At 59.9% G+C, this 23,481-nt stretch carries 19 protein-coding genes; 9 read left to right on the top strand and 10 right to left on the bottom strand.

Features of this window, described 5'->3' with window-relative positions:
* Positions 1 to 24 precede the first annotated feature (24 nt).
* From IEX40_RS16490 to IEX40_RS16480, 3 genes are all read left to right on the top strand, one after another.
* Complete coding sequence (locus IEX40_RS16490) at positions 25 to 993, top strand: TAXI family TRAP transporter solute-binding subunit (RefSeq protein WP_188750268.1); 969 nt, start codon at positions 25 to 27, stop codon at positions 991 to 993.
* 66 nt (positions 994 to 1,059) lie between these two features.
* Positions 1,060 to 3,651, top strand: coding sequence for a TRAP transporter permease (locus IEX40_RS16485; protein ID WP_188750266.1), 2,592 nt, complete (start codon positions 1,060 to 1,062; stop codon positions 3,649 to 3,651).
* A 24-nt stretch (positions 3,652 to 3,675) separates the two neighbouring features.
* Positions 3,676 to 4,107 carry a universal stress protein gene (locus tag IEX40_RS16480; protein WP_188750264.1) on the top strand — a complete coding sequence of 144 codons (432 nt, stop codon included), beginning with the start codon at positions 3,676 to 3,678 and terminating at the stop codon, positions 4,105 to 4,107.
* A gap of 94 nt (positions 4,108 to 4,201) precedes the next feature.
* On the opposite strand, the gene pgeF is transcribed toward IEX40_RS16480, so the two are convergent.
* Together pgeF and rluD are read right to left on the bottom strand one after the other, a co-directional pair.
* Positions 4,202 to 4,936, bottom strand: coding sequence for a peptidoglycan editing factor PgeF (gene pgeF, locus IEX40_RS16475; protein WP_188750262.1), 735 nt, complete (start codon positions 4,934 to 4,936; stop codon positions 4,202 to 4,204).
* Complete coding sequence (gene rluD, locus IEX40_RS16470) at positions 4,933 to 5,901, bottom strand: 23S rRNA pseudouridine(1911/1915/1917) synthase RluD (RefSeq protein ID WP_188750260.1); 969 nt, start codon at positions 5,899 to 5,901, stop codon at positions 4,933 to 4,935. Before rluD ends, pgeF begins: the two co-directional genes overlap by 4 nt.
* A gap of 127 nt (positions 5,902 to 6,028) precedes the next feature.
* Here rluD and IEX40_RS16465 point away from each other — a divergent pair, with 127 nt between their 5' ends.
* From IEX40_RS16465 to ahpF, 3 genes are all read left to right on the top strand, one after another.
* Positions 6,029 to 6,967: an outer membrane protein assembly factor BamD gene (locus IEX40_RS16465; RefSeq protein WP_188750257.1), complete on the top strand. Its 939-nt coding sequence runs from the start codon at positions 6,029 to 6,031 to the stop codon at positions 6,965 to 6,967.
* A 198-nt stretch (positions 6,968 to 7,165) separates the two neighbouring features.
* Positions 7,166 to 7,732 (top strand): alkyl hydroperoxide reductase subunit C, encoded by a 567-nt coding sequence (gene ahpC, locus IEX40_RS16460; RefSeq protein ID WP_188750255.1) that lies wholly within the window; start codon positions 7,166 to 7,168, stop codon positions 7,730 to 7,732.
* A 92-nt stretch (positions 7,733 to 7,824) separates the two neighbouring features.
* Positions 7,825 to 9,396, top strand: coding sequence for an alkyl hydroperoxide reductase subunit F (ahpF, locus tag IEX40_RS16455; protein ID WP_188750253.1), 1,572 nt, complete (start codon positions 7,825 to 7,827; stop codon positions 9,394 to 9,396).
* 420 nt (positions 9,397 to 9,816) lie between these two features.
* On the opposite strand, the gene IEX40_RS16450 is transcribed toward ahpF, so the two are convergent.
* The 7 genes from IEX40_RS16450 to IEX40_RS16420 form a co-directional block, all read right to left on the bottom strand.
* Positions 9,817 to 10,008 (bottom strand): hypothetical protein, encoded by a 192-nt coding sequence (locus IEX40_RS16450; protein WP_188750251.1) that lies wholly within the window; start codon positions 10,006 to 10,008, stop codon positions 9,817 to 9,819.
* A gap of 284 nt (positions 10,009 to 10,292) precedes the next feature.
* Positions 10,293 to 11,510 (bottom strand): NAD(P)/FAD-dependent oxidoreductase, encoded by a 1,218-nt coding sequence (locus IEX40_RS16445; protein WP_188750249.1) that lies wholly within the window; start codon positions 11,508 to 11,510, stop codon positions 10,293 to 10,295.
* Between the two features lie 4 nt (positions 11,511 to 11,514).
* The gene (locus IEX40_RS16440; protein ID WP_188750247.1) at positions 11,515 to 12,384 is read right to left on the bottom strand and encodes an ABC transporter ATP-binding protein; all 870 of its coding nucleotides are present in this window, start codon (positions 12,382 to 12,384) and stop codon (positions 11,515 to 11,517) included.
* 12 nt (positions 12,385 to 12,396) lie between these two features.
* Positions 12,397 to 13,335, bottom strand: a complete 939-nt coding sequence (locus IEX40_RS16435) for an ABC transporter permease (RefSeq protein ID WP_229680825.1) — start codon at positions 13,333 to 13,335, stop codon at positions 12,397 to 12,399.
* A 131-nt stretch (positions 13,336 to 13,466) separates the two neighbouring features.
* On the bottom strand, positions 13,467 to 14,858 hold the full coding sequence (locus IEX40_RS16430) for a CmpA/NrtA family ABC transporter substrate-binding protein (protein WP_188750245.1): 1,392 nt from the start codon (positions 14,856 to 14,858) through the stop codon (positions 13,467 to 13,469).
* A 308-nt stretch (positions 14,859 to 15,166) separates the two neighbouring features.
* Entirely contained in the window at positions 15,167 to 16,348 is a 1,182-nt protein-coding gene (locus tag IEX40_RS16425; RefSeq protein WP_188750243.1) for a CmpA/NrtA family ABC transporter substrate-binding protein, read from the bottom strand.
* Positions 16,345 to 16,908: an ANTAR domain-containing response regulator gene (locus IEX40_RS16420; RefSeq protein WP_188750241.1), complete on the bottom strand. Its 564-nt coding sequence runs from the start codon at positions 16,906 to 16,908 to the stop codon at positions 16,345 to 16,347. The genes IEX40_RS16425 and IEX40_RS16420 overlap by 4 nt, the downstream gene beginning before the upstream one ends.
* 429 nt (positions 16,909 to 17,337) lie before the next feature.
* On the opposite strand from IEX40_RS16420, the gene IEX40_RS16415 reads away from it, so the two are divergent.
* From IEX40_RS16415 to mobA, 3 genes are read left to right on the top strand one after another with little or no spacing between them, the layout of a single operon-like run.
* Complete coding sequence (locus tag IEX40_RS16415) at positions 17,338 to 20,025, top strand: nitrate reductase (RefSeq protein ID WP_188750239.1); 2,688 nt, start codon at positions 17,338 to 17,340, stop codon at positions 20,023 to 20,025.
* Positions 20,009 to 20,884, top strand: coding sequence for a uroporphyrinogen-III C-methyltransferase (gene cobA, locus IEX40_RS16410; RefSeq protein WP_188750237.1), 876 nt, complete (start codon positions 20,009 to 20,011; stop codon positions 20,882 to 20,884). Before IEX40_RS16415 ends, cobA begins: the two co-directional genes overlap by 17 nt.
* Before the next feature lie 36 nt (positions 20,885 to 20,920).
* Positions 20,921 to 21,490, top strand: coding sequence for a molybdenum cofactor guanylyltransferase (gene mobA, locus IEX40_RS16405; RefSeq protein WP_188750235.1), 570 nt, complete (start codon positions 20,921 to 20,923; stop codon positions 21,488 to 21,490).
* Between the two features lie 348 nt (positions 21,491 to 21,838).
* Here the strand turns inward: mobA and IEX40_RS16400 are convergent, their stop codons facing one another.
* Positions 21,839 to 23,467 carry an NAD+ synthase gene (locus IEX40_RS16400; protein ID WP_188750233.1) on the bottom strand — a complete coding sequence of 543 codons (1,629 nt, stop codon included), beginning with the start codon at positions 23,465 to 23,467 and terminating at the stop codon, positions 21,839 to 21,841.
* Between the last annotated feature and the right edge of the window lie 14 nt (positions 23,468 to 23,481).

Genomic DNA, 23,481 nt, shown 5'->3' with positions numbered 1-23,481 from the left:
TAATAAGAAGCCAAGGAGAGAAAGATGAAGATATTCAAAGAAGCCCTTGTAGGCGCCAGCTTTGCGGCGATGCTGAGCCTAGCCCCAAGCACTCAGGCGCAGGACTTCATCACCATCGGTACCGGTGGCGTTACCGGCGTTTACTATCCCACCGGTGGCGCGATCTGCCGTCTGGTCAATAAAGACCGTAAAGACCACGGCATCCGCTGCTCGGTGGAAAGTACCGGCGGGTCGGTCTACAACCTCAACACCATCCGCTCGGGTGAACTGGATATGGGCGTCGCCCAGTCCGACTGGCAATATCACGCCTATCACGGCAGCAGCCAGTTCGAGGACGCCGGAGCGTTCGAGGATCTGCGCGCGGTATTTTCGATCCACCCCGAGCCGTTTACCGTGGTGGCGCGAGCCGACTCCGGCATCAAGACCTTCGACGATCTCAAGGGCAAGCGTGTCAACGTGGGCAACCCGGGCTCCGGCCAGCGCGGCACCATGGAGGTGCTGATGGCCGCCAAGGGCTGGACCATGGACGACTTCTCGCTTGCGTCTGAGCTGAAAGCGGCCGAGCAGTCCAAGGCACTGTGCGACAACAACATCGACGCCATGATCTACACCGTCGGTCATCCGAGCGGCTCGATCAAGGAGGCCACCACCTCCTGCGACAGCGTCATCGTCGAGGTATCCGGTCCGGAAGTGGATAAGCTGGTCAACGACAACCCTTACTACCGCGTAGCCGTCATCCCCGGGGGGATGTACCGGGGTACCGACAAGGATGTGTATACCTTCGGTGTCGGTGCCACTTTCGTCACCTCGTCCAAGGTTGACCCCAACCTGATCTACCATGTGGTTAAGGCGGTGTTCGAGAACTTCGATACCTTCACCAAGCTGCACCCGGCCTTCGCCAACCTGAAGAAGGAGGAGATGATCAAGGAGGGTCTGTCCGCGCCGCTGCATGAAGGTGCGATCAAGTACTACAAGGAAGCCGGCCTGATGTAAGCCCCTGCGCAGGATAACGCTGGGCGTAAGCCCAGCGTTATCCCCCATTCAGCTTAGGAGATGCCTATGGCTACGGACAGTACCCAGGATTCAGCATCCGACAGCAAAGTGGTAGAGGAGCTGCTGAGTTCGGAAACCGGCAGCCGCGAACTCTCAGGTGTCATGGGCAAACTGGTGATCGGACTGCTGATCGCCTGGTCCGTGTTTCAGCTCTGGTATGCCTCTCCACTACCGTTCATTCTGCACTTTGGCAATCTGAACGCGGACCAGGCCAAGTTTATCCACCTGGCCTTCGCCAGCTTCCTTGCGTTCTGCCTGTTCCCGGCAACCAAGCGCTCAAGCCATACCTCAATCACCCCTTTCGATGCACTGTTTGCGCTCGGCGCGTCTATCTCCTGTCTCTACCTGCTGGTCTTCAGGGACGAACTGACCCAGCGCATCGGTGCCCCGAGCACACTTGATGTGGCGATTGCCATCGTCGGTATGCTGACGTTACTGGAAGCAACCCGTCGCGCACTGGGCCCACCGCTGACGGTAGTGGCGATCGTATTCCTGACCTTCACCTTCGGCGGCCAATACATGCCCGACGTGATTGCGCACAAGGGTGCCAGCCTGAACAAGGTCGCCTCGCACCAGTGGCTGACCACCGAAGGTGTTTTTGGCGTCGCGCTGGGCGTATCCACCGCGTTCGTGTTCCTGTTCGTGCTGCTCGGTGCCATGCTCGACAAGGCGGGGGCCGGTAACTACCTGATCAAGGTCTCCTTCTCTCTGCTGGGCCATATGCGCGGCGGACCGGCCAAGGCCGCCGTGGTCGCCTCCGGTTTGAGCGGGATCATCTCCGGCTCGTCTATCGCCAACGTGGTCACCACCGGCACCTTCACCATCCCGCTGATGAAACGGGTCGGCTTTCCCGCCACCAAGGCCTGCGCCGTGGAGGTGGCCGCCTCCACCAACGGCCAGTTGACGCCGCCGATCATGGGCGCCGCGGCGTTCCTGATGGTGGAGTATGTCGGCATCCCCTATATCGACGTGATTAAGCACGCGATCCTGCCGTCGATGATCTCCTATATCGCGCTGGTCTACATCGTCCACCTGGAAGCGGTAAAACTCGGTATGCAGGGCATTACGCGGCTACATAAGCCCACCCTTCCCCAGCGCATGCTGTCATGGATGACCACCACGCTGATCACCCTGTTGCTCGCCGCCATCGTCTATTACGGCTCCACCTTCCTGGAGTCATCCCTGGGCGACTGGAGCTACCTTGTGATGCTCCTGGTGCTCGTGGCGAGCTATTTCGCGCTGGTGAAACTCTCGGCCAGCTACCCCGATCTGGTGACGGATGACGCCAGCATCGAGCTGGAGCATCTACCGGAGGCGCGGCCAACCGTTTTCTCCGGGCTCTACTTCGGTTTGCCGATCGTGGTCCTGCTCTGGGCACTAGCGGTGAAACAGTACTCACCGCAACAATCGGCGTTCTATGCGGTCGCCGCGCTGATCGCCGTGGTGTTGACTCATCGCCCGTTGAAGTCCTGGTTCCGCGGTGAGCATGACTGGGTATCCCAATTCAACGTGTGCTGGCACGATTTTGTCGAGGGCCTGATCTCCGGCGCCCGCAATATGGTCGGAATCGGCATCGCCACCGCTGCGGCGGGGATTATCGTCGGCACCGTGACCCTGACCGGCCTTGGCCAGATGATGACCGAGTTCGTCGAGTTCATCTCCGGCGGCAGCCTGATCCTGATCCTGATCTTCACCGCGGTGATCTGCATCATCCTCGGCATGGGCCTGCCCACCACCGCGAACTACATCGTGGTGTCGACTCTGATGGCACCGGTGATCGTGTCACTGGGCGCCGCCAACGGCCTGATCGTACCGCTGATTGCCGTGCACCTGTTCGTGTTCTACTTCGGCATACTCGCCGACGATACGCCACCGGTGGGCCTGGCCGCCTTTGCCGCGGCGGCGATCGGACGTACCGACCCGATCAAGACCGGTATCCAGGGCTTCACCTACGATATCCGCACCGCGATCCTGCCGTTCATGTTCATCTTCAATACCCAGTTGCTGCTGATCGGTCTGACCGGGGTGTTCGACCTGATAGTCACCGTGGTCAGCGCCATCATTGCGATTCTGGTGTTCTCGGCCGCGACCCAAGGCTACTGGTTCGTCAAAAGCCGGCTGTGGGAGTCAGTGGTGCTGGTGGTGATCGCGTTTAGCCTGTTCCGGCCAGGTTTCTGGTGGGACATGGTCTACCCGCCGTCGGTCACCCTGCCGCCGGCACAGATCGAGACGCAGATGGAGAAACTGAAGGCAGGCGATTATATCCAGATCAACTTCGAGGGGATGACCATCGAGGGCGACGAAGTCAGTAAGACGGTACAGCTGCAACTGGACGATGACAGCGGTGATGCCACGGCACGGCTTGAGTCCCTGGGCCTGATGCTAAGCCAGGATGACGAGCGCCGCATCGTCGACCTGGTCGTGTTCGGCAGCGCAGCCGAACGGTCCGGGGTCGATTTCGGCTGGGAACTCACCGGCATCCAGGTGAAGTCAGACCGACCACCGAAGGAACTGGTATTCATCCCGGTCCTGCTGCTACTGGTGTTTATCGGCTGGCTGCAGAGACGACGACTGGCCGCCACGGCGACAACCGTCTAGCCGACTGGCAAAGGAGAGAGAGCGATGTACAAGACGATTCTTGTGCCGGTAGACCTGGCCGAAGAGGGCTACTCCGATGAGGTGGTCAGGCACGCGCTCGAGGTGCTGGCGCCCAAGGGCAAGCTGATTCTGCTCACCGTGGTCGCCGGTTACCAGATGCCGCTAGTGGCGTCCTACTTTCCGCCCGGCAACTTCGACAAGGCGGTCAAGGAGGTACAGAAGCAGCTCAGGGAGTTTGTCGAACAGAAGCTGCCAATCGATCCAGAGGATTGCACGCTTGAGGTCAAGGAGGGCAAGCCGGCCGACATGATCCTGTCCGAGGCAAAGCGAGTTAAGGCTGACTTGATCGTCATGGCCAGTCACAAACACTCTCGTCTGGAGAGGACGGTATTAGGTTCGGTCGCCAACAAGGTGGTGGGACGCTCGACCATCCCGGTACTTGTAATCAAAGGTTAAGACGTAAACGGAGCCGTAGCGAGCGGCGTATGGGCGAGACGCACGGCGCACCGGCACCGCGCGACGCAGCCCTTGAGTCAGTCGCGCAGTAGGATCAGCCTTCGATCCAGATCAGGCTGGCCATGCGGCCGGTCTGACCGTCACGCCGGTAGGAGTAAAAATACTCGGCCTCGGTGAAGGTACAGTAATCGCCGCCGCTGATCGACCCCACACCGGCCGCCTGCAGCCTCAGCCGCGCCAGCTGGTACAGGTCGCCCAGCCATTTGTCCGTCGACGTGGGGCTGGGGACAAACGCAGTCTCGCTATCCTCCTGCGCCTGCATAAACTGTTCGCGCACCTCGCCACCGACCTCGAACGCCAGCGGCCCGATCGCCGGACCCAACCAGGCCATTACCTGCGCCGGATCGTCAAATTGATTCAGCGTCGCCTCCAGCACACCGGAGACGAGTCCACGCCAGCCGGCATGCGCGGCTGCGACGCGCGTGCCTTCGCGGTCTGTGAACAGCACCGGCAAACAGTCCGCCGTCATCACGACGCAGGCCTGCCCCGCACCACGACTCCAGCAGGCATCGGCCTCGCGCACCTGGCCGTCGTCCTGAGCTTCGACCACCACCACCCCGTGTACCTGTGACAGCCACTGCGGCGGCCGTTTGAGGCCGAGGGCGTGGGTCAACATGGCCCGGTTTTCCTCTACGGCAGCCGGATCATCGCCCACGTGCAGCCCCAGATTGAGTCCGTTAAAGGGTGCCTGGCTGACACCGTCGAGGCGGGTCGTGGTCAGTGCATGAATATGGCCGGGGGCCTGCCAGTCGGCACGGATCAGCTTCATAGTTCGTAGTCGTAGGTTTCCGCATCTTTTCTGAGTACGGCGAGCAACCGCTGCAGATCCTCGGGCAGATCGATCTCCCAGGCCATCGCCTCACCGGTGTCAGGATGCCAGAGTTCCAGGCGTTTGGCATGCAGTGCCTGACGATTGAAATTTTTCAACACCTCCTGCATGGCGTGGCTGCAGCCCTTGGGCAGACGAAAACGGCCGCCATACTGAGGATCGCCCACCAGCGGATAGTTGATATGCGCCATATGCACGCGGATCTGGTGGGTACGGCCGGTTTCCAGCTTCAGCCGAATATGGGTATGGGCGCGGAACTTCTCCAGCAGGCGGTAGTGGGTCACCGCCTCTTTGCCCACCCCGACCACGGCCATCTTTTGTCGGTGCCGCGGATGACGCCCCATCGGCTCGTCAACCATGCCACCACCGGTCATCACACCGTGCACCACCGCTTCATACTCCCTCCCCATGCTGCGCTCCTGCAGCTGGGCGACCAGATCGGTCTGTGCGGGAATGGTCTTGGCCACCACCATCAGTCCGGTGGTATCACGATCGAGACGGTGCACGATACCGGCGCGGGGCACCTGACCAATCTCCGGGCAGTGATGCAGCAGCGCGTTGAGCAGGGTGCCGTCGGCGTGTCCCGCTGCAGGATGGACCACCAGCCCGGCAGGCTTGTTCAGCACCAGGATATGTTCATCTTCATAGATGATGTCGAGCGGGATCTCCTGGGCGCTGTGTTCCTCGATTGACTCCAGCTCCGCTGCCACTCGAATCACCTCACCACCGGCCAGCTTATCCCGCGGGCGGCGAGACTCACCATCGACGGTCAGCGCACCGTCCTTGATCCAGCCCTGCAAGCGCGAACGCGAATATTCGGGGAACAGCTGCGCAACAGCCTGGTCCAGCCTGAGCCCATACATTTCACGCGGCACTTCGGCCTGTAATTCCACCTGATCTGACATCTAATCACTACTCATCCTGACGGATGTTTTGGTTGTGTGCGGGTTGTGTTTAAATAAGGCGCGATTTTACCACACCCGAATCCGGCCCGCTCAGCCATGCAGGCCCTTTGTATCAGGATTGATCGACATGCGATTCGTAAAAGTCAGCGCTGCCCTGGTGCTCGCCACCCTGCTCTCCGCCTGTTCCTGGTGGGGAGGCGATAAACTGGCCCCCGATGTGCCCGAGCAGCAACTCTACGAAGAAGCACTCAGCGCCATGGATGACGACAACTACGCGCTGGCTGTGGAGAAACTGCAGCTGCTGGAAGCCCGTTACCCGTTCGGCCAGTATTCCGAGCAGGCCCAGCTCGAGCTTATCTACGCCTATTTCAAGACCTATGAACCGGAATCGGCCTCGGCGGCCGCAGACCGTTTCGTCCGTCTTCACCCGAACCATGCCAATATCGATTACGCCTACTACATGAAGGGACTGACCGCATTCGAGCAGGATCGTTCTTTCCTGACCCGCTACCTGCCACTGGATGAAACCCAGCGCGATCCGGGTGCTGCACGCGACTCCTTCGACAGTTTCGCCACCCTGGTTAGCCGCTATCCGGAGAGCGAGTATGCACCGGATGCGCAAAAGCGTATGCAGTACCTGAAAAACCGCCTCGCCACCCACGAGATCCATGTCGCTGCCTACTACATGAAGCGCCAGGCCTGGGTGGCGGCTGCCAACCGCGGCCGTTATGTGGTGGAGAACTTCCAGGAGACGCCGGCGGTCCCCGATGCGCTGGCGGTGATGGGCGAAGCCTATACTGAGCTCGGCATGACCGAGCTGGCCAACAACGCCTACAAGGTACTGGAGCTGAACTTCCCGGACTACGAGGTCCGCTCCTTCAAGGAACCGCGCTCGACGCTGCTTAACACTGCCACCTTTGGTCTGTTGGGCGAAGCGGAAACACCGGCGGTACCGGCACGGCCAACTGGTTCATCCGGCGCCAGCAAAGCCAAGGCTGCAGAGACAGATGAGGCCAAAGAGGAGCGCTCCTGGTTCGACCGAATCACCTTCGGCATCTTCGACTGAGCGTCGTCCCGCGATAGTGCTCACGCCAGCGGCAACCGACCAGGTTGCCGCTTCTGTTTTCAGCCCGTCCCCCTTATTTTTCGCCCGTCTATAATTACTAATAGCTATTAAAGATCTAGTCATAATCAATTTTTAATATCGATCGCTGCCACTTAATCTAACTCCTGTCGAAACACACAAGCTCACAGGAGAGACAACATGGCCCAGGCTATCAACACCCCGATCAAACCCTTTAAAGCAAGCGCCTTCAAAAACGGCGAATTCATCGAAGTTTCCGATGCGGACCTGAAAGGCAAGTGGTCTGTATTCTTCTTCTACCCGGCTGACTTCACCTTCGTCTGCCCCACCGAACTCGGCGACGTTGCTGATCACTACGAAGAGCTGCAGAAACTGGGCGTGGAAGTCTACTCCGTATCGACCGACACCCATTTCGTGCACAAGGCCTGGCACGATGCGTCCGACACCATCGGCAAGATCAAGTACACCATGATTGGCGACCCGAGCTGGACCATCACCAGCAACTTCGACGTACTGCGTGAAGGCCAGGGCCTGGCAGACCGCGCGACCTTCATCGTCGATCCGGAAGGTATCATCCAAGCGGCTGAAGTGACCGCTGAAGGCATCGGCCGTGAAGCTGAGAGCCTGGTGCGTAAGATCAAGGCAGCCCAGTACGTGGCCAGCCACCCGGGTGAAGTCTGCCCGGCTAAGTGGAAAGAGGGTGAAGCGACTCTGGCACCGTCACTGGATCTGGTCGGCAAGATCTAAGCCCGGATTACAGAACACCCTGTACACAGGCCGCGCCCAAGCACCTGGGTGCGGCCCCTTCTGAAACACAGCTTAATATGCAGGACAGGCTCATGTTGGATACAAACCTCAAACAGCAACTGAACACCTATCTGCAGGCGCTCGTTACTCCGATTGAGATAACCCTGTCTGCAGACGACTCGGATAAAGGACGTGAGCTGCGCACCTTGGCGCAGGAGATCACCGACCTCTCCGACAAGATTTCACTGATCGACAATGCTGACCTGGCGCGCACGCCGAGCATGTCGGTCGGACCTGCCGGCGTTGCACCGCGCGTGCATTTTGCCGGGATCCCGATGGGGCACGAATTCACCTCATTGGTACTCGCCCTGCTGCAGAATGGCGGTTATCCGCCGAAGGTAGCGATTGATCAGATCGAGCAGATCAAAACGCTGGACAGGGAACTCAGGTTTGAGACGTACATCTCCCTGTCGTGCCAGAACTGCCCAGATGTGGTCCAGGCGCTGAACCTTATGGCAACGCTGAATCCGAACATCAGCCACAGCATGATCGACGGTGCACTGTTCCAGGCCGAGGTTCGCGAGCGCAACGTGATGGCGGTGCCCAGCGTCTACCTCAATGGCGAGCCGTTCGGTCAGGGGCGCATGACACTGGCCGAAATTCTCAACAAGGTGGATTCCGGCGCGGCCATACGCAAGGCGGCCGAGCTGAGCGAAAAAGAGCCCTATGACCTGCTGGTCGTAGGTGGCGGTCCGGCGGGCGCCGCGGCGGCGATCTACGCGGCACGCAAAGGGATTCGCACCGGTATTGTCGCCGAGCGCTTTGGCGGTCAGGTGATGGACACCGTCGGTATTGAGAACTTCATCTCCGTCAAAGCCACCGAAGGCCCGAAACTGGTGGCCGGGCTCGAGGAGCACGTACGCGACTACGAGGTGGATATTGTCACCGAACAGAAAGCGGCGAAGCTGCGACGCAGTGAGCTGGTCGAGATCGATCTGGAGAGCGGCGCCACGCTGAGGAGCCGCTCCGTGGTCATCGCCACCGGTGCCCGCTGGCGCGAGATGAACGTGCCGGGCGAGAGGGAGTATCGCGGCAAGGGCGTGGCCTACTGTCCACACTGCGACGGCCCGCTGTTCAAGGGCAAGAGCGTAGCCGTGATCGGCGGTGGTAACTCCGGTATCGAGGCCGCCATCGACCTGGCCGGTATCGTCAAGGATGTCACCGTACTCGAGTTCGGCGACACCCTGCGCGCCGACGAGGTACTGGTACGCAAGGCGCAGTCGATGCCGAACATCCGCATCATCAAGCAGGCGGCCACCACCGAGGTGAACGGCGACGGCCAGCGGGTGACCGGACTGACCTACACCGACCGCGCCGCTGGTGAGTCACACCGGCTGGAACTGGCGGGCATCTTCGTCCAGATCGGGCTGGTACCCAACAGCGAATGGCTCAAGGACGATCTGGCACTGACCCGCTTCGGTGAGATCGAGATCGGTGCCAGGGGTGAAACCTCGATCCCCGGCGTGTTTGCCGCCGGTGATGTGACCACGGTGCCGTTCAAGCAGATTATCATCGCCATGGGCGCCGGTGCGACCGCATCTTTGGGAGCCTTCGATTACCTGATCAGGGAGTCGGCACCGAACGCAAGCGACGAGGCGGCATGATGTCGTCCGCAACTTAAGCACTTTGCAACTCTGTCGCTCCACTCCTCTGGGTGGGGCGGCAGTATACTGAACGTGGCTGCAGCGTGGTACGTACGCGGTGAAAGGCAGAAGGAACTGAACTCGTACAGGCACTGGATAATTGTCGCCTGCATGCGCTGGTTGCGTTTACGAAGATGATAACCGACAGGCGCTTCGAACCTTTACAGGAAACGCATTAGCGCTAACCCAAACAGGCGCGTGGCAGGTGGATGGAAGTGATCGAGTGTGCCATTACCGCAAGATAAAACAGCCTCGGGCGTCGAGTCCGGGGTTGCTTAGAGATAGGTTGTATCGACGAGTATGGAGCGATGGGAGGAGGGCTTTTTTATCATTATCCCCAGCCCGGGGGGAGACTCTCGCGTCTCGATTACTGGCCGATGCTCAGTGAGCGTGGCGGTGGAACAGTGAACTGACATCATGTGCCAGGTGGGATACTGAGCGGCTAATCCAGCTGCAGAGATCGTGGATCAGACCGGAGATGTATTCAGCACGTTCGATTTTCGCCAGCAGGACCGGATCTTCACAGCCATTGCGACGGGCGATTTCAGCGATAGTCAGATTTTCTTCATTCATGATATTCACCTATGTGTCCTGAGTTGAGTCTTGAGCTCGTTGTATAGCTACAGAATAGTGGGGCAGCACTGCTGCATCAAACGATCCTTTCTCTCCACATAGTTGAGTTTAACTCATCATTTTATCCGAGCCTGCGTTTCCACCACGCATAAAAAAGCCGGAGTAGTACTCCGGCTCTTCCGACTTGAGGGTCTTGTCTGGCCCGCTTTTACGTCGAACCCAGCCCCCTTTAATGCGCTCCTGTTCCTGGAGCTATCCCATCTCGCCGTCGGGTCTCGAGATTGTCATGCCACTTGTGTCTCTGGCGGTGGGCCAAACAGCAACCGTGCACGCTGATGGCTCAGATCCTGCTCGCTCAGCAACTGCTGGAAGTACCAGGGCCCGAAACGGGTATCACCATAGAGTACGGCCCCCACGATGCGGCCATCGCGCAGCCAGAGTTTGCGATATTCGGCGTGGATACTATCCAGGTATTCGATCGGCTGCGCATTGCAGGCGTCGATCTCCCCGCAGGAGAACAGCGAGATGCCGCTGACCTTCAGTTGTGTCGCCACTGGCTGCTCGCTGTAGGCGTGCTCTTCACCGCACAGCACGCGGGCCAACACCTCCGCCTGCCGCCAGATCGGCGCCACCAGACCATAGGTATTCTGCTCGAATTCACAACACTCGCCCAGGGCGAACACATTCTGATGGCTGGTATGCAGCGTGGCATCCACCTCGATGGCACGGTTGCAGCGCAGCCCCGCCGCGCGCGCCAGCGATATTTCCGGCCGTACACCGATCGCCAGCACCAGCAGATCCGCCTTGAGCAGCTGTCCATCCTTCAGCCGTACGCCGGTAACCCTGCCCTGCTCTCCGACAATCTCGTCGATTTCAGAGTCGAGCCGAACATTGAGCCCGCGTCCGGTTAATTCATCGCGCAATAGACCTGCCGCCGTCGCATCCAGCTGCAGGTTCAGCAACCGGTCGCCACGCTGCAGCACGGTCGTCTGCATACCCAGCTTGCGCAGCCCCTCCGCCGCCTCCAGACCCAGCAGACCGCCACCGACCACCACAGCATGAGCGCCGTCGCTGGCCGACTGTTGCATCCGCTCCACATCGTCCCAGGTACGGAATCCCATCACGCCATCAAGCTCGATGCCAGGCAGTCGCGGCATGTTGGCGCGTGACCCGGTGGCGAACACGATGCGGTGAAACTCGACCTGAGCCCCGGACTGAGTAACCAAAGTCCGCGCGGCCAGGTCCACACTGGCCACCGGATCGCCGGAGATCAGCTCGATCCCCTGCTCGCGATACCAGCGCGCATCCTGCAGCGCCACCTGTTCCGCGTTCATTTCGCCGGCCAATAGCGGCGACAGTAACACGCGGTTGTAGGCGTGGCGCGGCTCCTCGCCGATCACCAGGACCGATTCAGGCTTATGCGGCTGCTTGGCCAACTCCTGCACCAGGCGGTTGCCCGCCATACCATTGCCCACGATGACCAGATCGACATGGTTAATCATGGCTTCACCCGTGGGCTCGCTTCTTTGGGAGCTCAACTGCCGCCTCCTCGACCTTTTTTACTGTGCGATGCTGGTCGATATCCTCGACCTTGCGCTGCTTCTCATACAGGAAGCTGAGTACTTCGTGACGGTAGTGGTTGTACTGCGGGTCATCCGCCAGCGCGATACGGTCTCGCGGACGTGGCAGTTCAACCTTGAGGATCTCACCGACAGTGGCGGCCGGACCGTTGGTCATCATCACGATGCGGTCGGAAAGCAGCACCGCTTCATCCACATCATGGGTAATCATGATCACGGTGTTGTTCAGATCCTTCTGGATCTCCATCAACGAGTCCTGCAGATGGGCACGGGTCAGCGCATCGAGCGCACCGAACGGTTCATCCATCAGCAGTACCTGCGGCTCCATCGCCAGCGCGCGGGCGATACCGACACGCTGCTTCATCCCGCCGGAGATCTCATCCGGGCGTTTGTGCATGGCGTGGGTCATGTGCACCAGCTCGAGGTTGTGCTCGATCCAGCTTTTCATCTCAGCCCTGCTCTTCTGCCCCTTGAACACCTGCTTCACCGCCAGCTCGACGTTCTCATAAGCACTGAGCCAGGGCAGCAGGGAGTGATTCTGAAACACCACGGCACGCTCGGGGCCGGGCTCATCCACCTCTTTACCCTCCAGCACCACACCACCGGTGGTGGCCTTGTGCAGGCCGGCAACGATGTTGAGTACGGTGGACTTACCGCAGCCGGAGTGACCGATCAGGGAGACAAACTCGCCCTTCTCGATTTTCAGGTTGACGTTATCCAGCGCCTTGAAAGGTCCCTTCGGGGTCGGAAACTCGATGGAGACACCCGTCAGTTCAAGATGTTTAGACAGAGACATATCTCGCCCTCCTTAACGGGTAATTGCTTTCTTGTCCCACGAGAACGCACGCTGCAACAGCAGCATGATGCGATCCAGCAGGAAACCGATCAGACCGATCACCAGTACGGCGACCATGATGCGCCCCAGCGAGTCAGAACTGCCGTTCTGGAACTCGTCCCAGACGAACTTGCCCAGTCCCGGGTTCTGCGCCAGCATCTCGGCGGCGATTAACACCATCCAGGCGATACCGAGCGACAGTCGCAGACCGGTGAAGATCATCGGCACCGATGAGGGCAGCACGATCTTGACCACATGAGTGCCCCAGCTCAGACGCAACACCTTGCTCACGTTCTGCAGGTCCGGGCTAACGGCTGAAACGCCTACCGCCGTATTGATCAGTGTCGGCCACAAACAGCACAGCGACACGGTAAACAGCGAGGTCAGAAAGGACTTCGCAAACAGCGGGTCGGGGGTCACGTACACGGCACTGACCACCATGGTCACCAGTGGCAACCAGGCCAACGGCGAGACCGGTTTGAACAGCTGGATGATCGGGTTCAGCGCCGAGTAGAGCGCACCGTTGAGACCGATACAGATCCCCAGCGGTATCGCGATCAGTCCGGCAATAAAGAAGCCGGCCAGCACGGTGACCAGGCTGGTGCCGATCTGGTCGAAGAAGGTCGGCTTGCCGGTGTACTCGCGGATCTTCGCCTCATAACTCGGATCCTTGGCGATACGCTCAGCGTTACGTTTCTCCTGACGATCATAGAAATCCGACTCACGAGCGCGCTCGGCATTGTGGTCAGCAATCAGTGAGAGCGTCTGCTGATACACCTGGCTAGGCCCCGGAAACTCACCCAGAGAAGTATGGATCTGCTTGGCGCCAGCCTGCCAGATCATCAGGAACACCACTAATCCGAGCAGCGGCAGACCCAGGGCGCGGGCGCTCCGTTTGAGCCAGCTGCTCATCGTGTCGTTACTCTTTACGCCGGCGATGCTGGAAACTCCGGCCAGGGTCATGCGAATGCTACTCATCTTTCAATTCTCCCTCCTCCATCAGGCGCGGCCCCCCCCCCTTACAGGAAGGGGCCGCCGGAGGATCAGATCTTGTCGGCGCCTTTCAGGCCGATGTTGAACTTCTCAAGATACTCGTTGGGTTTCTTGCCATCGTAGGTAATACCGTCGATAAACTGAGTCTGCGGTGCTTTGAAGCCATCTTCGGAATCAAAGTCGGGGAAGTCCGCAGCATCCATCACCCCATCAGCGATCAGCTCCTTGGCAGCGACGGCATAGATATCCGGGCGGTACACCTTCTTGGCGATATCCATGTACCAGCTGTCCGGCTTCTGCTCGGAAATCTGGCCCCAACGGCGCATCTGGGTCAGGTACCAGATCGCATCGGAGTAGTAGGGGTAGGTGGCGTTGTAGCGGAAGAACACGTTGAAGTCCGGTACCTCGCGCTTGTCGCCCTTCTCGTACTCGAAGGTTCCGGTCATGGAGTTGGCAATGACCTCAGCATCGGCACCGACGTAGGCCGGACGAGACAGGATCTCCACCGCTTCCGGACGGTTGGCGTTGTTGTTCTCATCCAGCCACTTGGCGGCACGGATCATCGCCTTGACCACACGAATATGAGTGTTGGGATACTTGTCGGCCCACTCTTTGGATACACCGAACACCTTCTCAGGATTGTCCTTCCAGATCTCGTAGTCGGTTATCACCGGCACGCCGATACCTTTGAAAACCGCCTGCTGGTTCCACGGCTCACCGACGCAGTAGCCGTAGATGGTGCCCGCTTCCATGGTTGCCGGCATCTGCGGCGGCGGGGTTACGGAGAGCAGCGCATCGGCCTGCAGCTGACCACTGATATCACCCTTTTCCGGGGCGTAGTAACCGGGGTGGATACCGCCGGCGGCCAGCCAGTAACGCAGCTCGTAGTTATGGGTGGAGACCGGGAATACCATGCCCATGTTGAACGGCTTGCCCTCGGCCTTGTACTTATCCACAACCGGCTTGAGGGCGTCGGCCTTGATCGGATGCACCGGCTTGCCGTCGGCACCGACCGGGATATTCGGTTTCATCTGCTCCCAGATGTCGTTGGAAACGGTAATCCCGTTACCGTTCAGGTCCATGCTGAACGCTGTGATAATATCGGCCTTGGTACCGAATCCGATGGTGGCGCCGAGCGGTTGACCGGCCAGCATGTGCGCGCCGTCGAGCTGACCGTCGATGACACGGTCGAGCAGCACTTTCCAGTTGGCCTGGGCCTCCAGGGTCACATACAGACCTTCATCCTCGAAATAGCGCTTCTCATAGGCGATCGCCAGTGGCGCCATATCGGTCAGCTTGATGAAGCCGAACTTCAGCTCCTCCTTCTCCGGGTACCCGATCTCGGCCAGTGCGGCGGTTGATGCGGACAGGGTGGCCAGGCTGATGGAAGCAGCCAACAGCATTTTCTTGCACAGCGAGCGTCGATTCAGAGTTGTTTTCATATTCAATCCTCTTGAAACACAAAAAAGGGCGCCGCTCCTGTCCCCGGGATTGATCACCCAGAAACCGGAACGGCGCCCTTGCCGTAATCGTCTGCTTGTTAAGACCTGAGGCGGTCTGCATTAACACTTCAGGGATTCGCACCTGCCGCCTTTGGCAGTGCAGCCCTCGTTACCAATAATTCTGCAGAGTACGTGCCAACTAGTTTTTCATGTTTAATATCAGTTGATTAGAATAGAAACAAACAACATACCGACTACAGCTGCACAAAAAACACGCACCAGCAGCATGCATATTGCACCTGCACTGATCAAAAATGGCGCAGCCCGAAGCAGAGTCCGTCGATAAAGCCGTTTTCGTTCGGTACCATCCCGCCCCGGGTCCCTGACAGCGCACTCTCGGCGCCATCCCGCCCCTCGATACGGTAATCGGCGACAGGGGCGTTCAGGCCCAGCGCTGCAGCAACCTCACGGTAAAGTGCGGTATTGAACACCTGATCCAGTACCGGGTGGTCCAGCGGCCCCTGCCACTGCCCCGCCTCCCGCATCTGCCCCAGCAACCAGGCGCCCTGCGAGCGCCAGGGGAAGTTGGAATCAGCACCGGAGAAGCGCTGCTCCAGCTGCTCGCTGAACAGCCCCCGGTTCTTCAGCGGCTCAATTTCGAGATCCAGGTAGGGTGGCAGGGACAACCACTGGTAGAGGAGATCGCTATGCTGATGGGACTCGAGCCAGTGGCACGCCTTCATCAAGGCCAGCAGCACGGCCCGATAGGTGTGAGGATACTCGGCGGCCCACTGCCGGGTGACACCGAACACCTTCTCCATCATGTTGCGCCAGACCTGATGGCCGGTGGCCACGATCCTGCCCACGCCGCGCACCTCGGCCAGCGAATTCCAGGGTTCGCCAACACAGCAGCCGTCGATCTGGCCCGACTTGAGCAGGTCGACCATCTGCCGCGGTGGTGCACCGATGAATTCCACCTGGCGCGGCGCGATCCCGGACACGTTGAGCCAGTAACGCAGTTGATAGTGGTGGCAGGAGTAGGGATAGACCGTCGCCAGTTTCAGCGGCCGCTCCAGGCCGGTCAGGTGGGCGCGCAACAGGCGTCCATTGAGCAGCGGATCCGGTCCCTGCGCGTCCGGCTCGATGCCGGCGGCATCGGCCAGCGCCGTCGCCAGGGTAATGGCGTTGCCGTTGCGACTCATCACCAGCGCGGTTTCCATCGCCACCGGCGGCGCACCAAGACCGAGCGACGACGCCAGCGGCATGGGGGCGATCATCTGCGCACCGTCGAGCAGACCATAGGCCACCTTGTCACGCACACTGGCCCAGGAGTTCTCGCGCTGCAGCCTCACCTCCAGCCCCTGCTCGGCGAAGAATCCTTGCTCCCGCGCCACTACCAGCGGCGCGCTGTCGAGTAGGGCAACGAATCCGAGGGTCAAACTGTTTTTCTCCGGCACCAGCCGATCCATATCCACGCTTGTGCCGCTCATAACACCTCCAATACCTTAATCACGCTGCGCGCCACATCCACCAGTTTCTGGGAGCGATCCATCGCCAGCTTGCGCAGGGTGCGAAACGCCTGCTCCTCATCGCACCCTTGATGTTTCATTAACATCCCCTTGGCTTTCTCGATAACCTTGCGATCGTCGAGTTCGGTGCGTGTCTGCAGCAACTCGGAGCGCAGACTCTGAAACTCCTCGAATCGGGCAATCGCCACATCGAGAATCGGCTTTACCCGGTTCGGCTTCAGCCCATCGACGATATAGGCGCTGACGCCGGCTTTGATCGCCGCTCGAATGTTGTCGGGATTGTCATCCTTATCGGCAAAAAACACGATCGGCCTCGGGTTCTGCTGGTTGACCACCGACATATGCTCCAGCGTATCCCTGTCCGGAGAGTCCATATCGATGATGACGATATCCGGCTGTACCCGCTCGACATGGTGGCGCAACGCCGCCGTTGTGGTCAGACGGCAGACCACGGTATAACCCTGGGCCTGCAGCTCCTGCTCAACCATGGCCGCACGTTCGGTCTCGTCGTCGACGAGCATGACCGATAAACCTTCATTTCCCACGCTGGGAACGCTCCTGTTAATGCTATGGATGAATTCACACTCTTATAAAAGGAATAGCGCGTAGCAATTCATATTCCAAATGCGGACGGCGCATTTTTCGCGTCCGCCTCCCCACATCCGGATCAAAGTCGCCTCATCATGGTGCACTCGACCATTCACAACGCCCCATCAATGACCACTCACCGGCACGAATCACCCTCGCGTACAGCAGGAAGGCTTTGATAATCCATTGTTTTGTGAGTGTGGCATCGCTTTTGCTTTAATCCCCTGCAGTCAAGTACAGAATGAGTAGACAGCGGGGCGCAATCTAACGGCCCGGCTGACGGAAGGCAAAGGCGCCTGACCATCGTTTCCCTTAAGGGTAGAAGCGATCGTCAGGCGCCTTTTTTTGTGGGATTTTTGCCGATGATCAACAACACTACCTGCCCCTATTGTGGCGTCGGTTGCGGTGTAAAGGCCGAGGTCCGCGACCGAGACATTATTGCCGTTTCGGGAGACGCGGAGCACCCGGCCAACTTCGGCCGTCTCTGCGTCAAAGGCAGTGCGCTGCACGAAACCACCGGCGCAAAGGATAGACTGCTGACGCCGAGGGTAGACGGACAGGACGCGAGCTGGGACAGCGCCCTGGACAGCGTCGCCGGTCGTCTGCAGCAGATCATCGAGCGTGATGGTCCAGGTGCGGTGGCGATGTATCTGTCCGGCCAGCTGTTGACCGAAGACTATTACGTGGCCAATAAACTGATGAAAGGGTTTATCGGTTCCAGCCACGTGGATACCAACTCCCGCCTGTGCATGTCCTCCACCGTGGCCGGTTACAAACGCGCCTTCGGCGGCGACCTGATGCCCTGCAGCTATGAGGATATCGACAGCGCCGAGCTGATGATTCTGGTCGGCTCCAACGCGGCCTGGAACCACCCGATCCTGTTCCAGCGCATGGCCGCCGCCAAGAAAGCCAATCCGGCACTGCGCGTCGTGGTCATCGATCCACGCCGCACCGCCACCTCGGACCTGGCCGACCTGCAGCTTTCACTCAAGCCCGGCAGCGATGCACTGATCTTCGATCTGCTGCTGTCCGAGCTGGAGCGTCGCAGCCGCCTGGATACCGACTACATTGCCGCACATACCGAAGGCTTCGACGATGCACTGGCCGCAGCGCGCGCCAGTGCACCCGATATCGCCAGCGTGGCTCTGGCTACCGACCTGGCAGAGGCGGAGCTGGCACAGCTGATCGACTGGTTCTGCAACACCGAGAAAACCCTGACCCTCTTTTCCCAGGGGATCAACCAGTCCAGCAGCGGCACCGACAAGGTCAACGCGATCATCAACTGCCACCTGGCCACCGGCCGACTGGGCAAACCCGGTATGGGACCCTTCTCGCTGACCGGACAACCCAACGCCATGGGCGGACGCGAGGTCGGCGGCCTGGCCAACCAGCTCGCCGCACATATGGATTTCGCCAGCGAAGCCAATATCGACCGGGTCCAGCGCTTCTGGCAGGCACCAAACATGGCTCGTCAGGAGGGTTACAAGGCGGTCGACCTGTTCGATGCGATCGAGCGCGGCGAGATCAAGGCGGTCTGGATCATGGCCACCAACCCGGTGGTCAGCCTGCCGGAAGCGGACCGCGTACGTCGTGCACTGGCGCAGTGCGAACTGGTGATCGTGTCCGAGTGCATGGCCCAAACCGACACCCTGGAGCTGGCCCATATCGCCCTGCCCGCTACCACCTGGGGCGAGAAGAGCGGCACCGTCACTAACTCCGAGCGTCGCATCTCGCGCCAGCGTGGGCTGTTAGCAGCACCGGGCGAGGCGCGTAACGACTGGTGGGCCATCGCCGAGGTTGCCAAGCGCCTGGGCTATGCCGCCGCATTTGACTACTGCACACCGGCGCAGATCTTCCGCGAACATGCGGCGCTGTCCGGGTTCGAGAACCAGGGCTCGCGCGGTTTCGACATCAGCGGGCTGAGCCAGATCAGCGATGCGGAGTACGACCAGCTGCAACCGATCCAGTGGCCGGTCAACGCTACCAACCCCGAGGGTAGCGAACGCCTGTTCAGCGATGGCAAGTTCTTTACCCCCTCCGGCCGTGCCCGCTTTCTGGCCATTACCCCGCGCCCACCGGTGCAGCAGCCCAATGCCAGCCTGCCGCTACAGATCAATACCGGTCGCATCCGCGATCAATGGCACACCATGACCCGGACCGGACGGGCCGCCCGTCTGCTGCAGCACCGTCCCGAACCCTTTATCGAGATCCATCCCCTGGATGCCGAGCGCTTCGGCATTCGCGACGGCGAGATTGCCGAACTGTCCAACGAACTGGGCCGTTATGTCGCCCGCGCATCGGTATGCGAGCAACAGCGGCCTGGTGAGGTATTTATCCCTATGCATTGGAGCCGTCAGTTTTCCGGCAGTGCCATCAGCGGTTCACTGATCGCCTCGGTAGTCGATCCGGTGTCCGGTCAACCCGAAGCCAAGCAGGGGCGCGCCGCCATTCGCGCACTGAATACAGGTTGGCAAGCCAGACTGCTGGTGCGCAACTCCATCGCCCTGCCCACTGGCTACTGGACACGGGTACCGCTGGAGCACTGCACCAGCTACCGACTGAGCGACACCGGCCTTGTGGACAACTGGGATGCCTGGTGCCGCCAATATCTCGGTAGCGCACCGGAGCTGCGTCTGGATGACCGCCATGAAGGCCGCTACCGCGCCTGTGGTCTGGAGAATGACAGGCTCAACTGGATGCTGCTGGTCGAGCGCGACAACAGCCTGCCCGATCTGGACTGGCTCGATCAGCAGTTCGCGCTCGATAACCTCGATATTGAACTGCGCCGGCAGTTGCTGGCGGCCACGGCCGCCGGTGCTCAGCCCTGCGGTGCCGTGGTGTGCAGCTGCTTTCAGGTGCGCGAACCCAACATACGTGCCGCTATCCAGGCCGGCGCTACCTCAGCCGAACAGCTCGGTGAGCAGCTCAAATGCGGCACCAACTGCGGCTCCTGCATTCCCGAACTCAAAGCACTGATTACAGACGAAAAATGCGCCGCACCCGCAACCGAACAGACAACCGCGGAGGTTGAAAATGCTGTGGAATACTAGCCTTTCCCTGTTCGATCAACTTATGAGCAGAATCACCGACTTCGGTTCCCGTCCTGCGCTGCACGAAAAACCTGCCTCTCGCCATACCAACACAGGCGTAGAGCATGGCCAGGTCCACTTGATCGGCTGCGGTCCCGGCGCTCTGGACCTGCTCACGGTACGGGCGTTCCGCCTGATTGAGCAGGCCGAAGTGGTGATCTACGACCGCTTGGTCGGCGACGACATTCTCGATCTGATCCCCAGTTCGGCGCAGCGCTACTATGTCGGCAAAGCTGCGGGCCAGCACAGCGTGACCCAGGCACGTATCGGCGAACTGATGGTGCAGCAGGCCCAGAGAGGCAAAACCGTGTTGCGTCTGAAGGGAGGCGACCCCGCTATTTTTGCCCGCATGGCCGAGGAGATCGATGCACTCAACGCTGCCGGTATCGAGTGGCAGATCGTCCCCGGCATCACCGCCGCGTCGGGTTGTGCCTCCGCAGCCGGCATCCCGCTGACCGACCGTGCCAGCGCGCACCAGGTCCGCTTCATCACCGCGACCCACCACGCCAGCCATCTCGAGCACGACTGGGCAACGCTGGCCAGAACCGACCAGACGCTGGTGTTCTACATGGGACTTGAAGCCCTGCCCGAGATCAGCGCTTCACTGCAGAGCCATGGCCTGCCCGCAGACTGGCCGATCCTGCTGATCGAAAACGGTACCCGGGACAATCAACGCAACCTGTTGTCAACGCTCGACCTTGTGGTGGAGCAGGCCAAGGAGGCGCAATTCAAGACCCCCAGCCTGATCATCGTCGGCGAAGTCACCCGTAGCGCCAAAGCCAATGTACTGGCACTTGCCCAAAGCCTGGAAGCCGCCTGACAATAGAGCTTCCATCCACAAACAAGAAATCAGGCAGTGGCAGCAAACAGGCAACAGTATATCGGGCTGATCCTGGCCGGCGGGCGTGGAACGCGCGCCGGGGGAGCTGACAAGGGTCTATTGCAATACGAGGGCCGCGCATTGATCGAGTACTCGATCGATGCACTGCACCCTTTTTGCGATCCCATCTTTATCAACTGCAATCGCAGCCAGGAGCAATACGCACAGTACGGGTTGCCGCTGATCGGCGATCCGGACGATAGTTTTCCCGGCCCGCTACGTGCACTGGCTCAGCTGCTGCCCTCGCTGCCTGCCGGCAACCTGATCACCCTACCCTGCGATACACCGGGCATCACCGAGCAACATATTCAGCAACTCATCGATGCCAGTCGGCAACAACCAGGCGCATGGGTTTATATCAGTGCTGGCGGCCGAGACCACCCTCTACACGCGCTTTTGCCGGCGGAGTTGATTCCGGCACTCATCGAGCACGTTAACGCCACTGGCGAAGTACGGCTGATGCGTGCACTGGCACACTTTCCTCATGTGAGCGTGGAGCTGGCGGAGGATCCGGCGCTGAACCTGAACCGGCCACAAGGGGGATAATTCACGGGTACGCTGACCGACACTCAGCAGGATGTCTAACGCCCGGACATAAAAAAGGCTTGCACACTTCCGTGTTGCAAGCCCTATTTCTGCTTCCCTGCGAAACTCACTCGTCCCTGGGTGAGCGAGGTGTCAGTTTCCGTCTGACCTGTGTCCATTTCCTGTTCCCTGAACAGCAGCTTCCTGCCGCCGTGCACTCCTGTAACCCTCGTGCTCCAATAATGGTCGCTCAGGGCCGGTTTGCCTATAGGAATTTTTCCTAATTTTACCCGGGCTCAGTATTTGGATCGCCGCCACTTGCCCACAGTCGGTGCGGTGCGCTGACTCTAACCGGTTCAGCTCGGAATACTACTCGCCCAGCTTCCACCCCGAGGTGATCGGATAGCGTCGATCACGACCGAATCCACGTTCGGTGATGCGCGGCCCGACCGGTGCCTGACGACGCTTGTACTCATTGATATCCACCAGGTGTACCACCCGGTTGACCTCGGTTTCATCGAAACCCTCGGCAATAATCGCCTTGGCGCTGTAGTCGCGCTCCACGTAGAGCTCGAGTATACGGTCCAGCACATCATAATCGGGCAGGCTGTCCTGATCCTTCTGATCCGGTCGCAATTCGGCCGACGGCGGGCGGGTGATCACACGCTGGGGTATAACCGGCGAGATCGAGTTGCGGTATTCGGCCAGACGGTACACCAGGGTCTTCGGTACATCCTTGAGCACATCGAAGCCGCCGGCCATATCGCCGTACAGGGTGGAGTAACCCACCGCCATCTCCGACTTGTTACCGGTGGTCAGCACCAGGTAGCCCTTCTTGTTCGAGATCGCCATCAACAGCACGCCACGACAGCGCGCTTGCAGGTTCTCTTCCGTGGTATCCATCGCGGTGCCGGCAAACTCGTCCGCCAGCGCGGACATGAAGCTCTCATACATCGGCTCGATCGAGATAACACTATGACGAATACCCAGCAGTTGGGCCTCTTCGGCCGCATCCTCGATACTGATATTCGAGGTATAGCGAAACGGCATCATCACCGCTTCAACTGCTGTCGCCCCCAGTGCATCCACCGCAACGGCAACAGTCACGGCCGAATCGATACCACCGGACAGGCCCAACACCACGCCCTTGAAGCCATTTTTCTGCACGTAGTCGCGCACGCCCAGTACCAGGGCGTTATACACAGACTCTTCCAGACCCGGCAGCGGCAGGGATGGCTGTGCAGCGTCAACCTGCCCACCCTCTAGATCCACATCCAGCGTATACAACGCCTCTTCGAAGAAGGCACCGGCGAAGACCTGAGTCCCTTCTGCATCCACGGCCTGAGAGCCGCCATCGAAGACCAGCTCATCCTGGCCACCGACCTGGTTCACGTAGAGCACCGGACAACCAGCGATCCGTGCTTGACGCCCGATTACCTCGGTACGCACCGCGGGCTTGCCGGCGTGGAAGGGTGAGGCATTGATATTCAGGATCAGGCTGACGCCTGCTGCCTTGAGCTGCTCGACCGGTGCCGAGTGCCAAATATCCTCGCAGACGCTAAGACCGATTCTGTGGCCGTCCAGCTCGAACAGTCCCGGTTCACTGCCGGCGGCAAAATAGCGTTTCTCGTCGAACACCTGGTAGTTGGGCAGACACTGCTTGGCATATTCGGTGAGCAGCTTGCCGTCACGAATCACACCCAGCATGTTGTAAAGTGCACCGTCACGATAACGCGGGTAGCCGACCACCAGCGTAATACCCGACACCTGCTGCTTCAGCGCTTTCAGCGCCTGATCGATACGCAGCTCCAGGCTGGGGCGAAGCAGAAGATCCTCGGGTGGATAACCGCTGAGCGCCAGCTCCGGATAGAGCACCAGATCGGCACCCAGTTCATCGCGGGCCTTGATGGCCGTTTCGATAACCCGTTCAGTATTGCCCGGAATATCACCCACCAGCAGGTTCAACTGGGCCATCGCGACCCGGATCACTTTACTCATCTGTACTCTTGATA

This window comes from Marinobacterium zhoushanense (assembly GCF_014641945.1).
In the GTDB taxonomy this organism is placed as follows: Bacteria; Pseudomonadota; Gammaproteobacteria; order Pseudomonadales; family Balneatricaceae; genus Marinobacterium_D; species Marinobacterium_D zhoushanense.
Note: the sequence above shows the minus strand (reverse complement) of the source record. Positions and strands in the feature narration are given on the sequence as shown.